Annotated in this window: 15 protein-coding genes; 13 read left to right on the top strand and 2 right to left on the bottom strand. The window is 44.2% G+C overall.

Annotation, left to right across the window (positions count from 1 at the left end; genetic code table 11):
* The first annotated feature begins 63 nt into the window (after nt 1–63).
* The 8 genes from ATG71_RS22785 to ATG71_RS22750 all read left to right on the top strand — a co-directional run bounded on the left by ATG71_RS22785 (nt 64) and on the right by ATG71_RS22750 (nt 7,534).
* On the top strand, nt 64–1,089 hold the full coding sequence (locus ATG71_RS22785; protein WP_286163103.1) for an SIS domain-containing protein: 1,026 nt from the start codon (nt 64–66) through the stop codon (nt 1,087–1,089).
* Nucleotides 1,090–1,157: 68 nt separating this feature from the next.
* Nucleotides 1,158–2,426, top strand: a complete 1,269-nt coding sequence (locus ATG71_RS22780; RefSeq protein ID WP_286163145.1) for an ABC transporter substrate-binding protein — start codon at nt 1,158–1,160, stop codon at nt 2,424–2,426.
* A 63-nt stretch (nt 2,427–2,489) separates the two neighbouring features.
* The gene (locus ATG71_RS22775; protein ID WP_098441634.1) at nt 2,490–3,374 is read left to right on the top strand and encodes a carbohydrate ABC transporter permease; all 885 of its coding nucleotides are present in this window, start codon (nt 2,490–2,492) and stop codon (nt 3,372–3,374) included.
* 2 nt (nt 3,375–3,376) lie between these two features.
* Nucleotides 3,377–4,264 (top strand): carbohydrate ABC transporter permease, encoded by an 888-nt coding sequence (locus ATG71_RS22770; protein WP_098441633.1) that lies wholly within the window; start codon nt 3,377–3,379, stop codon nt 4,262–4,264.
* Between the two features lie 6 nt (nt 4,265–4,270).
* A complete protein-coding gene (locus ATG71_RS22765; RefSeq protein ID WP_098441632.1) occupies nt 4,271–5,086 on the top strand; it encodes a PfkB family carbohydrate kinase in 816 nt (271 codons plus the stop codon).
* 65 nt (nt 5,087–5,151) lie between these two features.
* Nucleotides 5,152–5,886, top strand: a complete 735-nt coding sequence (locus ATG71_RS22760; protein ID WP_098441631.1) for a GntR family transcriptional regulator — start codon at nt 5,152–5,154, stop codon at nt 5,884–5,886.
* 15 nt (nt 5,887–5,901) lie between these two features.
* A complete protein-coding gene (locus tag ATG71_RS22755; protein ID WP_098441630.1) occupies nt 5,902–6,576 on the top strand; it encodes an HAD family hydrolase in 675 nt (224 codons plus the stop codon).
* Between the two features lie 277 nt (nt 6,577–6,853).
* Nucleotides 6,854–7,534: a copper homeostasis protein CutC gene (locus ATG71_RS22750; RefSeq protein ID WP_098441629.1), complete on the top strand. Its 681-nt coding sequence runs from the start codon at nt 6,854–6,856 to the stop codon at nt 7,532–7,534.
* 71 nt (nt 7,535–7,605) lie between these two features.
* Here the strand turns inward: ATG71_RS22750 and ATG71_RS22745 are convergent, their stop codons facing one another.
* Both ATG71_RS22745 and ATG71_RS22740 read right to left on the bottom strand, forming a co-directional pair.
* Nucleotides 7,606–8,490, bottom strand: coding sequence for a hydroxymethylglutaryl-CoA lyase (locus ATG71_RS22745; protein ID WP_098441628.1), 885 nt, complete (start codon nt 8,488–8,490; stop codon nt 7,606–7,608).
* 18 nt (nt 8,491–8,508) lie between these two features.
* A complete protein-coding gene (locus ATG71_RS22740) occupies nt 8,509–9,156 on the bottom strand; it encodes a GntR family transcriptional regulator (protein ID WP_098441627.1) in 648 nt (215 codons plus the stop codon).
* Nucleotides 9,157–9,318: 162 nt separating this feature from the next.
* On the opposite strand from ATG71_RS22740, the gene ATG71_RS22735 reads away from it, so the two are divergent.
* Genes ATG71_RS22735 through ATG71_RS22715 form a run of 5 tightly spaced genes read left to right on the top strand, consistent with a single transcriptional unit; the run spans nt 9,319 to nt 14,366 of the window.
* Nucleotides 9,319–10,521 (top strand): CaiB/BaiF CoA transferase family protein, encoded by a 1,203-nt coding sequence (locus tag ATG71_RS22735; protein ID WP_098441626.1) that lies wholly within the window; start codon nt 9,319–9,321, stop codon nt 10,519–10,521.
* Nucleotides 10,522–10,532: 11 nt separating this feature from the next.
* Complete coding sequence (gene leuC, locus ATG71_RS22730) at nt 10,533–11,957, top strand: 3-isopropylmalate dehydratase large subunit (protein ID WP_098441625.1); 1,425 nt, start codon at nt 10,533–10,535, stop codon at nt 11,955–11,957.
* A complete protein-coding gene (gene leuD, locus ATG71_RS22725; protein ID WP_098441624.1) occupies nt 11,954–12,562 on the top strand; it encodes a 3-isopropylmalate dehydratase small subunit in 609 nt (202 codons plus the stop codon). The genes leuC and leuD overlap by 4 nt, the downstream gene beginning before the upstream one ends.
* A 43-nt stretch (nt 12,563–12,605) precedes the next feature.
* Complete coding sequence (locus tag ATG71_RS22720; protein WP_098441623.1) at nt 12,606–12,857, top strand: hypothetical protein; 252 nt, start codon at nt 12,606–12,608, stop codon at nt 12,855–12,857.
* Nucleotides 12,858–12,860: 3 nt separating this feature from the next.
* Nucleotides 12,861–14,366 carry a sodium:solute symporter family protein gene (locus ATG71_RS22715; protein ID WP_098441622.1) on the top strand — a complete coding sequence of 502 codons (1,506 nt, stop codon included), beginning with the start codon at nt 12,861–12,863 and terminating at the stop codon, nt 14,364–14,366.

Below are 14,366 nucleotides of genomic sequence, written 5' to 3'. Positions count from 1 at the left end.
ATGACGTATTATAATTATCAATATGATGTCACATAACATCATAAAATCTCGGAGGTGCTTTTCATGACACATTCATTATCTCAATCAGCAATCAAAAATAATGGAAAGGAGGGAATGAAACAAGAACATGTTAATCAGATCCAAAACGCCATTAGCGCAATTGAGAAGAAAAATATTCAAAATGTATTTTTCGTCGCTTGCGGCGGATCAATGGCATCCTTATCGTTTGGTGACTACTTCGTTACGAAAGATACTGGAAAACCAAGCTTCGTTTATACTTCTAACGAATTTGTCCATTCCGAACCTAAAGGGTTAAATGAAAACAGTCTGGTTATCTTGCGTTCTCACTCTGGAACAACACCGGAAACAGTCAAAGCAGCTACATATGCCAGAAATATAGGTGCTGTCACTGTTGCCATCTCTATGGATACGGAATCCCCGCTTTGCAAAGAAGCAGAATACGTCCTTCACTACAATTACAAAGATGGATCAAATGCCATCGATGGAGAAATCGGTATTTATTACACATTTATTTTCAAATTGTTAAAAACCCTTACAGGTGACGAAAAGTATGATCGAGGAATTGAACAGTTAAGCAATCTTGAAGGATTAATCGAAACGAATCAGGAGAAGCATAAAGAGGCGGCTTTTGACTTCGGTAAGCGGAATAAGAGAGAGAAAACCATTTATACGATGGCAAGCGGCGCTTATTATCACCATGCATACTCATTCACCAGCTGTCTGCTGATGGAAATGTTATGGATCAACTCAAATGCGATTCATTCAGGTGAATACTTCCACGGGCCGTTTGAAATCACGGATTATGATGTTCCATTCCTGTTGATTGTAGGTGAGGGTCCAAGTAAGCCTTTAGATCAGCGTGCGCTGGATTTCGTCACAAAATACAGTGAGAAAGTAGAAGTGGTGGACGTCAGCAAATTCGATTACAGCGGTGTGGATGATGATTTGAAAGAGTATTTTGGTCCAGCCCTGGCAGGTCCTGTCATGCGCCTGTATGCAGATGGTTTGGCCGAACATACTGGCCACCCGTTGTCTGTTAGAAGATACATGTGGAAAATGGAGTATTAATTGTTATTCACTTGGTGTAAAATCTATTAAAAAATAACGGTATGGATGAGGGGATAATAGTGAAAAAAATGTTGAGCTTTCTTCTAGTAGGCTTTACCGCTGCCAGTCTTCTGGCAGGTTGTAACTCATCTGAATCAAGTTCCGCATCTAAAGAAGGGGAGGTCGTTATTGATTTCTTTCACCGTTGGCCAAATGAGCCCAGAAAATCATTCTATGATGAGAAAATCAAAGAGTTTGAAGAATCGCATCCTGGTGTCACCATTAATGTCGATTCTGTTTTAAATGACTCTTATAAAGAAAAGGTTAGAGTTTTAGTATCAAATGATGGCCTGCCTGATATTTTCTCTTCATGGTCAGACTCTTTTGCTGAAAATCTAGTAAGCTCTGGCAGGATAAAAGAACTAGATGATATCATTAGTGAAGATCAAGAATGGAGCGGGAATATTCTTGAATCCCAGTATCAAGGGTTTACCTTTGATGATAAAACATATGGTATTCCTTTCACAGTAGATGGAAAAGCCTTCTTCTACAACAAAGAAATCTTTGAAAGAAATAATATTGAGGTTCCAAAGACTTACGATGAGATGCTTAAAGCATTGGATCAATTAAAGTCGGCTGGCTATGAAACTCCTCTTGTTGAAGGATTAACAAATGCGTGGGCTATTTCCCACTATATGGGGACGATCTTTGACCGCGTAGTGGATCCTGAAATCCGCGAGGCAGACTATAAGCTGGAAAGTGATTCACCTTATACTGATGAAGGATATATTAAAGGGTTAAAGATGTTCCAAGAGCTGACGGATTATATGGGAGAAGTCTCCACTGCCATTGATCATGAAGCTGCACGTAATATGTTTGCTGCTGGAGAAGTGCCGGTTCTCTATATGCAGTTTGCTGAAGTAGGGTTGGTTCAAGAGATTGGGGATGTAGAAATTGGTTTCTTCAACTTCCCTGAAGTAACGGATGGAGAAGGACGAGCGGATTCCCTGACGGGGGCTCCTGAAGGCTGGATGCTTAGCAAAGATGCTCCTGAAGAAGCGGTTGAATTCCTGAAATTCTTGACTTCTGAGGAAACAGCCCAGGAATTTACGAAAGCAGACGGCCAATTAAATGCCGTGAAAAATGGTGTCACCGAAGAGAATACGAGTCCTACCAGCTATGAAGCGTATCAAATTGTGTTAGACGCATCCAATACAGCACCATGGTTTGATAATGCGGTTGATATTTCGATTGCGGATATCTTCATGCGAGGCGGTCAGGAACTCGCAACGAAACAAAAAACACCAAAAGATATTATGAAAGAGGTTCAAACTGAAGCAGCGAAAATGAGTGAGTAAAAAGGAGGGCCCTGACATTCGGGTGTCGGGGCTTTCTCATTATCGTGAAAGCGGGTGACACACATGAATGTTAAAAAAATGTCTATTACGCCAATTTTATTCCTTCTGCCAACCGTCCTATTTTTAGGTATTTTCATTTACATACCACTCATTCAAAACTTTTATAACAGCTTCTTTGATTTCAATGTGTTTTCAGATTCAAAAGAGTTTGTCGGTTTAAGTAATATAAAAGAATTGTTCCGGGATGATGTGATCGGGATCGCATTCTTGAACAATGTGAAATATGGAGCGATATCGGTGATCTTTCAGATATTCTTTGCCTTGATACTGGCAAGTATTTTAGAAGATAAGTTGTTTCGGAGAGTCGCTCCAGCACTGAGGGTCATTTATTTTATTCCTGTTATGATCTCCATTTCGGTCATCGCGCTGTTGTTTGGCTTTGTATATAATCCGCAAATCGGTTTGTTAAACAGTTTTCTGGAGTTAATCGGACTCGGTGACCTTGCAAAACCTTGGCTTGGCAACTCCACGACTGCTATCTACAGTGTTATTGCCATGTCACAATGGCAGAGTATCGGCTTGATCACGATGCTGTTCATTGTCGCTATCCAAAAAATACCTGCTGAATTGTATGAAGCCTCCCACATAGATGGTGCCGGGAAAGTCCGTCAGTTCTTTCACATTACACTCCCTCAAGTAAAGGAAACCATGTTTGTCAATTTGCTGATTACTGTCACTGGTTCCATCCTGGTCTTTAATGAACCCTATATTCTAACCAATGGCGGACCTGGCAACAGTTCGATGACACTAGCCGTCCATATGTATCAAAATGGATTCTTTAAGGACAATATGGGGTATGCTTCTTCAATCGCTACACTGATGTTTTTGTTGTCAGCGATCTTTGCATTAGTCCAGATCAAAGTGTCTAAAACAGGAAAGGAGGATTGAAGATGAAACTAGAAAATCTTGCAACTGAAAAACCAATGGTACCGGCTGCCCAAAGAAACTACATGCCGCTCAAAACGCGTATATCCAGAAACATCGTTTTTCTTGGATTATTGATTTTCGCCTTGATGATTCTATACCCGCTTTTTTGGATGTTTGTCTCTTCTTTTAAAAGTTATCAGGAAATTTATACAAATGTTTGGGCACTTCCGAGTGAATGGCATTTTGAAAATTACGCATCGGCCTGGGAAAATGGGATTCAAAACTACTTCTTGAATAGTGCGTATGTTACTGGTTTTTCAATCCTCTTTACGGTGATGTCAGGTACGATGGCTGCCTTTGTTCTTGCCCGGTACCGGAACCGCTGGATTGATGCAGCCCTTCTATTCATCATTGGCGGTTTAATGATGAATCCGGAGGTTGCTCTCATACCTTTGTTTGAGATTCTAACATTCTTTAACTTAATTGATACGAGATGGGCGTTAATTTTAACGTATGTGGCTTACCGGCTTCCTCTTACGATTATCCTCATCCGCGCTTTTTTCATCACTGTACCAAAAGAGCTATCAGAATCTGCTTTGATTGATGGATGCAGCGAGTTTGGGATCTATTGGAGGATTTACTTGCCTTTGTCCATCCCGATCGTCATTACTTCCGTCATTATTAACGCCTTCTATGCATGGAATGAGTTTTTATTTGCGACTGTCTTTATCAATTCCAGTGAATTGAAAACGATTCCATCCGGTTTGATGGTCTTCAGGGATGCTTTAAGAACCGATTGGGGTGTCTTATTATCTGGAATGGTGATTGCATCAGTACCGATGGTTATTCTATTGATTGTTCTACAAAAATATTTAGTCCGAGGCTTATCAGAAGGCTCGGTGAAAGGATAGAAACCTATGAAACTAATTACGATTGGTGACAATGTTGTAGACTGCTATTTGGATCGTAACGAATATTTTCCGGGCGGGAATTGTGTGAATGTCGCTGTAAATGCGAAACGCAATGGCGCAAGCACGGTTGCTTATATTGGTATTTTTGCTACAGATGGACCTGCTGATCATATAAAGGCAGCACTGCAGGAAGAAGGGGTAGACTTCCGATTCTCACGGGAGGCTATCGGCATTACCGGTCAGCCGAGAGTGGCGCTTACAGAAGAGAACGACAGGGTATTTGTCGGCGGACCTAAAGACACTGTCCAACATCGCTTTAAAATCCAGCTTATTCCGGAAGAAGTGGACTACCTTAAACAATTCGACCTGTGCCATGTAAGCTGCTATTCTTCCATGGAAAGTGAACTGGATAGGATTTCGAAAGAGATTAAGATATCGTATGATTTTTCAAATCGAAAAGATCTGGACTATATCTCTTCTATTGCCCCGTATGTATCTTATGCTTTCTTCTCGGCTGCAGAATTATCACAAACAGAACTGAATGAATTTGTTGAAAGCCTTGCACCGTTTGGCTTTGAAATAATCGGGTTGACACGGGGAGGGGAGCCTGCGGTATTTGTTCATAATCAAACCATCTACAAACAAACATTGCACAGCATAGAAGTGGTCGATACAATGGGGGCAGGGGACAGCCTGATTGCAGGTTTTCTAACCGAATATGTGAAGAGTAACGACATCGAAAAGGCAATTGAAAAAGGGACAGTCTCAGCTGAAAACACATGTCAAGTATATGGAGGATTTGGCTACCCTGCAAAAATGTAATTCATTTTATTTCAACCGTGGTTCATGTATAATTATTGTAAAATTGAGATATTGAGGCGTTGACAATGGAAAAAGACAATCTACAGCATTATTTATATGAAGAAATCATGACTGGCCTTAAACAATATATTGATAACAATGGATTAAAAGAAGGAGATCGAATCCCCACTGAAAAAGAGCTGGGAGATATATTTAATGCCAGCCGGATATCCATCAGACGTGCCATCAAGGAATTAGTGGAGGAAGGTACGCTGAAAATTGCCAGAGGTAAAGGAACATTTGTAAGCGCTCCACGAAAAGAAATTCATCTGTTGGATTTGCAAGGTTTTTCAGAAGGGCTGACGACCGATAATGATACCATCACGAAAGATGTCATTTCCATCCAGAGAGTGAATAGTAATGAAGATTTAGACCGGATTTTTGAAAAACGATACGATGAATATATAGAACTGGTTAGGAAAGTTTATCGCAATGACCAGGAGTTAAGTCTGGACTTTGCCTATTTACCGACAGACCTTTATCCTGGCATCGAAGAAAAAATTACGCCTGAAAGTTCAACCTTCGCCATCATTCATGATGATTATGGAGTAAAGTTTAAAAGAGTAAATAAGAACTTGGAGTTTGTTCATCCCGATGAAGAACTGCAAAGACACTTAAAGGTGAATAGCTTAAATTTGCTCGTATCGGTGGATAAAGTGATCTTCGGGGAAAATGATGCTCCTGTCCATTACTCCAAATACTATTTAATTGCGGAACGGGTGAAATTGAGTTTGGAACATATTATAGACCAAAACGAATAAAAGAGGGTGAAGGGAATGTATAAAGCAGTTATTTTTGATTTTGATGGACTGATCTTAGATACGGAAACCCTTCATGTGGAAATATTTCAAGAAATGTTTAATGACCATGGTCTTAAATTTCCTTATGCCGATTGGATTGAACATATCGGTACAAAAAGCACATTCACTATCTTTGATCTATTAGAAAGGGAACTTGCCTCGGTGAAGGTAGACCGTGAGCTGTTGAAAGCCCAAAACCAGCAGAAATTTTCAGAACGGGTACGCGTGCTCGAAGCACGGCCGGGGGTCCTTGAATACTTGAAGGGCGCTAAATCCGAAGGACTAAGGATTGGACTGGCATCAAGCTCGAACAGAAAGTGGGTCACGGAACATTTAACGAATCTTGATCTGATCGATTATTTTGAAACAATCAGAACGGCAGACGATGTTGAATTCGTAAAGCCAGATCCTGCTTTATATAAGCTTGCAGCAGAAGACTTAAATGTATCGCCTTCAGAGTGCCTTGCCTTTGAAGATTCTGCAAATGGGGCATCGGCTGCTGTGGAGGCAGGTTTAACATGTATCATTGTCCCTAATCAAACGACCCGGGAACTTGAATTTCCAACTGTGAAACACAGGTTAAACTCCATGAGTGACATATCTTTCTATCAACTGCTGGGCGAAATGAATATACATTTTAGTAAGGATTAATTATTTGTTGGCAGCTGATGAATCTGCTCTTTTTTGATTGCGGAAGAGAGGGGGGCTCATGCTTTTGAAGAAAAATATCCTTGAAGAGGTAGAGGATGTCGAAGTATAGGGTCATTCCGTCATTATCTATAACAACCAAAGCCTGTAACCAAAAAGGTCACAGGCTTTTTAATTTCTAGATTTTAGTTACGGGGAACTATAAGGACGGTTCTCTTGCTTCCGAAGCACAAGAACCGTCCCTGTGCTTAAAGAAAGCAGTATAAGAAAGGTTGATACGATGTACATAGAATTTATTGCGACAACGTTAGAAGATGCTTTAATAATTGAACAATCAGGGGCAGATCGGATTGAGCTGGTATCAGCTTTAACAGAGGGTGGTTTAACACCAAGTCACTCCTTAATCGACGCAGTAGTTAACCGTGTAAGCATTCCGGTCAATGTGATGGTAAGACCGCATAGTCAATCATTTTGTTACTCTTATGACGACTTTTTAATCATGAAAAATGATATAAACATAATCCGTTCATTAGGTGCAAATGGTGTAGTACTAGGAGTGCTGAATGAGAATCATGAAATCAACCGCCACATGCTTGAAGAGTTATTAACCGAATGTAGTGGATTGGAAGTTACATTTCACCGGGCAATTGATTCTACAAACAATTCCGTTCAGGCCGCAAAAACATTAGCCCAATACAAAGAAATAACCACGATTTTAACTTCTGGTGGAAATGGTGAATTTTCCAGTCGCTTGCAAACCATACAGGAAATGAAAACAGTATCTGAGCATATTTCAATTTTGGTTGGAAGTGGGTTAAATGCAAGCAATATTTGTTCTGTTCACTCAACAGTAAATACAGGCTATTATCATTTTGGTACAGCTGTGCGAAAAAATCATAGTCCGATCGAAGGGATTCATCTGGAAAAAGCGAAAGAAATTGTTCAACTACTAAACAGTTGACAAGCATAGATACTATAACACCCAAAGCCTGTAACCAAAAAGGTCACAGGCTTTTAATTTCTTGATTTTAGTTAAGCAATCCCTGCCTTCATCAACATCCCATCCAAAGGCCGCCCCATGATGCCTTCCAGCCATTTTGATGTTTCCAAAAGCTTTTCAAGATCGGTATTCGTCTCAATACCCATCCCATGAAACATATTGACCATATCTTCCGTACACACGTTGCCGACAGCTTTAGGGGCGAATGGACAGCCTCCCATTCCGGCGATGGAGGAATCAAATCGGCGTACGCCGGCTTGGTAGCCTGCCAGGGTATTGGCAAGTCCCAGTCCGCGGGTGTTATGAAAGTGAAGGCCTAAGGATAAGTCTTCGCCGAATTGGTCTTTGAAGGTTTGAACGACTGACTGTACTTGGATTGGATTTGCCATACCGGTTGTATCTGCAAGGGTAATCTCTGTACAGCCGGCTTTTATAAACTCTTCAGCTGCAAATAGTACTTTATCCAGCGAGACTTCCCCTTCGAAAGGGCAGCCGAATGCAGTGCCGAGGACTCCGACGGCCTTTTTATTCGCCTGAACGCCTTCTTTAATGACCTGACTCAATTCGGTGACAGCCTGATCGACCGTGCGTTTCGCATTTCTAAGATTGAATGTGTCGCTTGTCGTAGTGACGACGTGTAAATAATCGATATCCGTTTGAAGCGCGCGAATGAGACCCGAGCGGCTGAGGATGAGACCTCCGTATTTGATACCCTTGTCTTTCGGGAGCTGGAGGAGAACTTCCTCTGCATCAGCCATCTGAGGAACGACTTTCGGGTTTACAAACGAAACGGCTTCAATGTAAGTGATTCCTGCTTCAATCAATCGATTAATCAATTTTACTTTATCTTTTGTCGTAACCATCTTGCACTCATTTTGCAGACCATCCCGTGGCCCAACCTCACAGATCTCAATCATTTCGTTTCCTCCTCTTAATCAACTATTTTTTATTTCTTGCAAATGCTTCAACACATGATCGCGGCCTTGATAGATATGTTCGTGCATCGCAATTTTAGCGCGCTCCGGTTCTTTGTTGCGAATCGCTTGAAGGATCGTTTTGTGGACCTCAAGTGATTGTTTAAGTTGATAATCGTTATACCAATAAAATGATCTGTATACGATGGGGACCACCACCACCTTTGAGAGATGGAAGTGGATATGGGCATTGTTCGCTGCTTGAATGATGACTTCGTGGAATCGTTGATTGACGGCCACGATTTCTTTGATGCTGTCCATATCCGACTCCACATGTTCATTGATGACTCTTTCATAGACGATGTTTGCTTCTTCCATTTTTCGAATGTCGTCATCCGTCCTGTAAATGGCAGCCTGACTCGCAGCATAGCCCTCAAGGATTGTACGCAAATCGTAAATCTGACGGATGTCTTCTGTTGAGAAGTTTCTGACTCCGACCCCGCGTTTTAACGGAACGACCAGTCCGTCTGATTCCAAATGTTTAATTGCCTCCCGGATGGGGGTTCTGCTCAAGTTTAATTCCTTTGCGAGAAATTCCTCCCCCAGCCTCATGCCCGGTTCGAACTTTCCGTCGATAATGGCCCCTTTTATGTATTCGTATGCATCCATGTCAACACCTCACGTTCATTGTATACAAACTTTTTAAAAAATACAATATTTATGTAATGAAAGCGGTATATTAGCCCTTTTTTAAATAAGTTATTGACTTATTGTATACAAGCGTTTAAATTTGTATACAAGATTAAGAAAATTCAAACAGGAGGGATGGAATTGACAGAACATACGCTACCTTTAGAAGGATTACGGGTCATAGAACTTGGAACATTGCTGGCGGGACCTTTCAGCGGACGGCTGCTTGCTGACTTTGGAGCAGAGGTCATCAAAGTGGAACCGCCTGGGAAGGCAGACCCGATGAGAGATTGGGGGAAATCGAAGGATGGAGTCGGTCTCTGGTGGCCGATCCAGTCCAGGAATAAGAAATCAATCACATTGAATCTTCGGGAAGAGAAAGGGCAGAATCTTTTAAAAGAACTCGTCAAAGAAGCGGATATCGTCATCGAAAATTTCAGGCCTGGGACGATGGAGAAATGGAATCTCTCTTATGAAACCCTGTCTAAAATCAATCCGAGATTAATCATGGTCAGAACGTCAGGGTTCGGTCAGACCGGACCTTACAAGGACCGTGCCGGGTTCGGAAGTGTCGGGGAGGCGATGGGAGGCCTGCGGAATGTGACAGGCTTCAAAGACCGCCCACCTTCGAGGATTGGGGTGTCTATAGGGGATACGCTTACTGCTTTGTTTGCCACGATCGGGTGCCTGGTGGCTGTCCATGAACGAACGAAATCAGGGAAGGGGCAGGTGGTGGATACGGCCCTCTATGAATCTGTCTTTTCGATCATGGAAAGCCTGATCCCGGATTACATGCTGGCTGGTTACATAAGGGAGAGGATGGGGAATATCCTGCCTGGTGTCGCGCCGTCCAATATTTATTTCACCTTGGATAAAACCTATATCGTCATCGGCGCCAATGCCGACGGTGTGTTCAAACGCTTATGTGAGGCGATGGGGCAGCCGGAACTGAGTGAGGATCCACGATTTGCAACCCATCATGCCAGAGGCGAAAATATGAAACTCTTGGACTCTTTGATCGAGGAGTGGACCAAATCGCTTAATGCGAAGGATGCACTGCAGCTTTTAGAAGAGAAAGGGGTGCCGTCAGGCCTGATTTACACAGCCAAGGAAATCCTGGAGGACCCTCACTATAAGGAAAGGGAAATGATCATCAACGTCGAGCACCCGGATCTTGGGGATTTCCCGATGCCCGGCATTGTTCCTAAGCTGAGCCGTACCCCGGGGAAGGTGAAGGAACCGGGCGCGGAACGGATGGGCAAGCACAATGAAGAGATTTATCTCCGGCTCCTGGGACTTCAGGAAGAACAATTAAGAGAGTTGGAGAATGAGAATATCGTATAGGGGGGAAAAGGGTGGCTAAAACGTTATATGAAAAGATTTGGGACAATCATGTCGTACGGGAAGAAGAGGGACTGCCTTCTCTCTTATATATCGATTTTCATTTGGTGAATGAAGTGACCTCGCCCCAAGCCTTCGAAGGATTGAGGATGAAGAAACGGTCCGTTCGGCGGCCGGATCTGACCCTTGCGACGATGGATCATGCGATACCGACGAGAAACCGCTCCGCCCCTTTTCAAGATAAACTTGCGAGGGAGCAGGTGGAGGCGCTGGCGGAAAACTGCAGGCAGTTTGGAATCGAGCTTTTTGATTTGCAGAGTGAATTCCAGGGGATCGTACACGTCATCGCACCTGAGCTTGGATTGACCCAGCCCGGTCAGACGATCGTGTGCGGAGACAGCCATACGTCCACTCACGGTGCGTTCGGGGCGCTTGCCTTCGGAATTGGGACGAGTGAAGTCGAGCATGTATTGGCAACTCAGACGTTGAAGCAGTACAAGTCAAAAACGCTCGAAATAAATGTAAGCGGTTCCCTTCCGGCAGGCACGACGGCCAAGGATCTTATTCTCACGATCATCGGGAAGTTCGGGCATGATTTTGCCACTGGACATGTGATCGAATACCGGGGTGAGGCAATCCACAGTCTTTCGATGGAAGAGAGAATGACGGTTTGCAATATGTCCATTGAAATGGGAGGGAGAGCAGGGCTCATCCAGCCGGATCAAAAGACGTTCGATTATCTGAAAGGAAAGAAATTTGCGCCGGTGGATGAAGAGTGGGAGCAGGCTCTTACAGAATGGAAGGAGCTTTATACGGATCCCGATGCGGTTTTTGACTTGTCGATCGAAGTGGATGCTTCCCAGGTCGTACCCCAGGTGACATGGGGGACCAATCCCGGGCAGGTCACTGGAATCGATTCAAGCGTTCCTTCATTGGATCGGCTGCCCGCGGAGCAGCAAAAGGCTGCAGAGAAGGCGATGACGTATATGGGGGTAGACCCGGGGACACCGATGAACTCCATACCAATCGATAAAGTGTTTATCGGTTCGTGTACTAACAGCCGGATAGAAGATCTACGGAAAGCTGCCGGCATTGTAAAGGGATATAAAGTGGCGAATTCCGTGACAGCGTTGGTCGTGCCCGGATCTCAACAGGTGAAACGGCAAGCTGAAAGGGAGGGCCTTCATTCCATTTTTATAGAAGCCGGTTTTGAATGGCGTGAATCGGGCTGCAGCATGTGCCTCGGGATGAACGACGATATTGTGCTGCCGGGTGAACGATGTGCCTCGACGTCCAATCGTAATTTTGAAGGAAGACAGGGAAGGAATGCCCGGACACATCTGGTGAGTCCGGAAATGGCGGCGGCTGCTGCGATCATGGGGCATTTTACCGATGTGCGGAAATGGGAAACCCATTCAAGGGAGGAGGTGCAGCCATGACAGAAGCTTTCACTGAACTGACGGGAAAAGTGATCCCATTGGATGCCATTAATGTAGATACGGATGCCATCCTCCCGAAACAGTTCCTCAAACGGATCAAACGGACAGGATTCGGAGAATTTCTTTTCTATGACTGGCGGTATGAAAGTGGGAAAGAAAAAGAGGACTTCGTCTTGAATCAGGAAATCTACCGGGATGCGCCGATCTTATTGACCGGAAAGAATTTCGGCTGCGGTTCTTCAAGGGAGCATGCTCCGTGGGCGCTCGCGGATTTCGGTATACGGGTCATCATTGCGCCTTCCTTTGCCGACATCTTTTATAATAACTGCTTTAAGAATGGATTGCTGCCGGTTGTTCTGGAAGAAAGGGAAGTCGAAGTTCTTTTCAGGAATGCGGAGAACGTGCCAGGTTACAGACTGAACATAGACCTTGTGAAGCAGTCCGTTTCGGATGACCGTGGCTTCCACAGTCATTTTACCGTGGAACCTTACCGGAAGGAATTACTTTTAATGGGGCTGGATGAGATTGATTCTACTTTGGGAAATGAAGAAAGTATTGACTCCTTTGAAAAACATCACAGTATTCATTACCGCCTCAAATCTTAGTTTGAAGAGTTGTTGAATTAAAACATGTGATAGGAGGAAAATCATGAAACAAAATCAAATCAAGGAACCGATACGGAAAGTGTGGATCTGGATTGGTTTACTGCTGCTTGTCCTTGCAATCGTCCCTTGGTATTTTCCATCCAGTGCAGTTGAACCGATCATCCTGGGATTTCCGTTATGGGCTTTTATTTCTACTTTCTTTTCCATCGTGCTTTGCGGTTACCTGAGCTGGTTGTGTGTCACACAATGGAACATTGTCGAGGATGAAGAAGAGCAGATGAAAGGAGGAGAGTAGAAGATGGATTTAACGTTTGCAGGTGCGGATGGTATTATCATCCTTTCGGTATTCGCCGTTGTCATGCTGCTCATCGGGTATTTGTCCGGAAGAGGGGAAAAGGGTCTTCATCAAAGTCTGTCCGGATATTATCTGGCTGGAAGGAATCTTGGATTCATTGCCTTATTTTTTACGCTATATGCCACTCAGTACAGCGGGAATACCATTGTTGGGTATGCTCCCTCTGCCTATCGGACGGGCTTTTCCTGGCTTCAGTCCATTTCATTCATGACCATCATCATCGGGATCTATCTGTTATTCGCTCCAAGGCTCTATGTCATTGCTAAACGAAAGAACTTTGTCACCCCGACGGATTGGATCCAGCACCGTTTTAATTCTAAGGCGGTCACAATCCTCAGCATTTTCCTCATGCTCTGGGGACTTGGCAACTATCTGTTGGAACAGCTGGTGGCCATCGGGCAGGCTGTCTCCGGTATGACCGGGGGAACGGTTCCTTATCAGATTGCGGTACTTGTCTTCATTTTCGTCATGCTCGCGTATGAGTGGATGGGCGGAATGAAAGCGGTCGCATTCACGGATGTCATGCAGGGGCTGATCCTGATGGTGGGGATCATCGTGTTCCTGATTGGGGGATTGTACCTGGTTGGAGGGAATTTGGGTGATGTGACCCGCTACATCAATGAAATGGAACCTGCTAAAACCGCGGTACCGCCGATGGATGTGTCGATTAACTGGTTCAGCATGCTCGTGCTAGTAGGATTAGGTGCCAGTATCTATCCCCATGCCGTTCAGAGGATTTACTCCGCCCAGAGTGAGAAGACATTGAAGAAATCCTTCTCCCGTATGGCGTGGATGCCGCCTATCACGACAGGGCTGGTATTTGTCATCGGTATCATCGGGATCATGCTGTATCCTGGTCTTGATACAGGGGGTTCCGAACAGATCGTCGGACTCATGGCGAATGATATTGCAGCGATCAATCCATTCTTCTATTGGATCATGATCATCTTCTTCGGCGGGATCGTAGCCGCAATCGTTTCGACTGCCGATTCTGTATTGCTCAGTTTCTCTTCCATGCTGTCAAACGATGTGTACGGGAAGTTCATCAACCCGGGTGCATCGGAGCATAAGAAGGTAATGGTCGGGAAAATCGGAGGCATCATCGCCGTCTTCCTTCTATTATGGATTGCCTGGAATCCACCGGGGACGCTGTATGAAATCTTTGTGTTGAAATTCGAATTATTGGTTCAGGTCTTCCCGGCGTTCGTCCTTGGACTTTACTGGAAGCGCCTTGACAAGCGATCTGTATTCTGGGGAATGCTGATCGGGGCCGTACTTGCAGGATTCCTGACCTCTACCGGCCACAAGACCGTGTACGGAATCCACGGGGGAGTCATCGGGCTGTCCTTGAACTTCCTGATTTGTGTGGCGGGATCCCTTCTCGTTCCTGTTTCGAAAAAGAGCGTGGTGGTAGAGGATGAGCCAATGTCTTTAAACGTGAAAGCGTAG

The sequence above is a fragment of the Bacillus sp. es.034 genome (assembly GCF_002563655.1).
Taxonomy (GTDB): Bacteria; Bacillota; Bacilli; order Bacillales; family Bacillaceae_B; genus Rossellomorea.
The sequence above is the reverse complement of the archived record's forward strand: the minus strand, read 5'-3'. Positions and strand labels throughout refer to the sequence as shown.

What these genes read in the sequence shown, in the direction of transcription:
- ATG71_RS22785 (WP_286163103.1), top strand. Translation starts at nt 64, where the DNA reads ATGACACATTCATTATCTCAATCAGCAATCAAAAATAATGGAAAGGAG.
- ATG71_RS22780 (WP_286163145.1), top strand. Translation starts at nt 1,158, where the DNA reads ATGTTGAGCTTTCTTCTAGTAGGCTTTACCGCTGCCAGTCTTCTGGCA.
- ATG71_RS22775 (WP_098441634.1), top strand. Translation starts at nt 2,490, where the DNA reads ATGAATGTTAAAAAAATGTCTATTACGCCAATTTTATTCCTTCTGCCA.
- ATG71_RS22770 (WP_098441633.1), top strand. Translation starts at nt 3,377, where the DNA reads ATGAAACTAGAAAATCTTGCAACTGAAAAACCAATGGTACCGGCTGCC.
- ATG71_RS22765 (WP_098441632.1), top strand. Translation starts at nt 4,271, where the DNA reads ATGAAACTAATTACGATTGGTGACAATGTTGTAGACTGCTATTTGGAT.
- ATG71_RS22760 (WP_098441631.1), top strand. Translation starts at nt 5,152, where the DNA reads ATGGAAAAAGACAATCTACAGCATTATTTATATGAAGAAATCATGACT.
- ATG71_RS22755 (WP_098441630.1), top strand. Translation starts at nt 5,902, where the DNA reads ATGTATAAAGCAGTTATTTTTGATTTTGATGGACTGATCTTAGATACG.
- ATG71_RS22750 (WP_098441629.1), top strand. Translation starts at nt 6,854, where the DNA reads ATGTACATAGAATTTATTGCGACAACGTTAGAAGATGCTTTAATAATT.
- ATG71_RS22745 (WP_098441628.1), bottom strand. Translation starts at nt 8,490, where the DNA reads ATGATTGAGATCTGTGAGGTTGGGCCACGGGATGGTCTGCAAAATGAG.
- ATG71_RS22740 (WP_098441627.1), bottom strand. Translation starts at nt 9,156, where the DNA reads ATGGATGCATACGAATACATAAAAGGGGCCATTATCGACGGAAAGTTC.
- leuD (WP_098441624.1), top strand. Translation starts at nt 11,954, where the DNA reads ATGACAGAAGCTTTCACTGAACTGACGGGAAAAGTGATCCCATTGGAT.
- ATG71_RS22720 (WP_098441623.1), top strand. Translation starts at nt 12,606, where the DNA reads ATGAAACAAAATCAAATCAAGGAACCGATACGGAAAGTGTGGATCTGG.
- ATG71_RS22715 (WP_098441622.1), top strand. Translation starts at nt 12,861, where the DNA reads ATGGATTTAACGTTTGCAGGTGCGGATGGTATTATCATCCTTTCGGTA.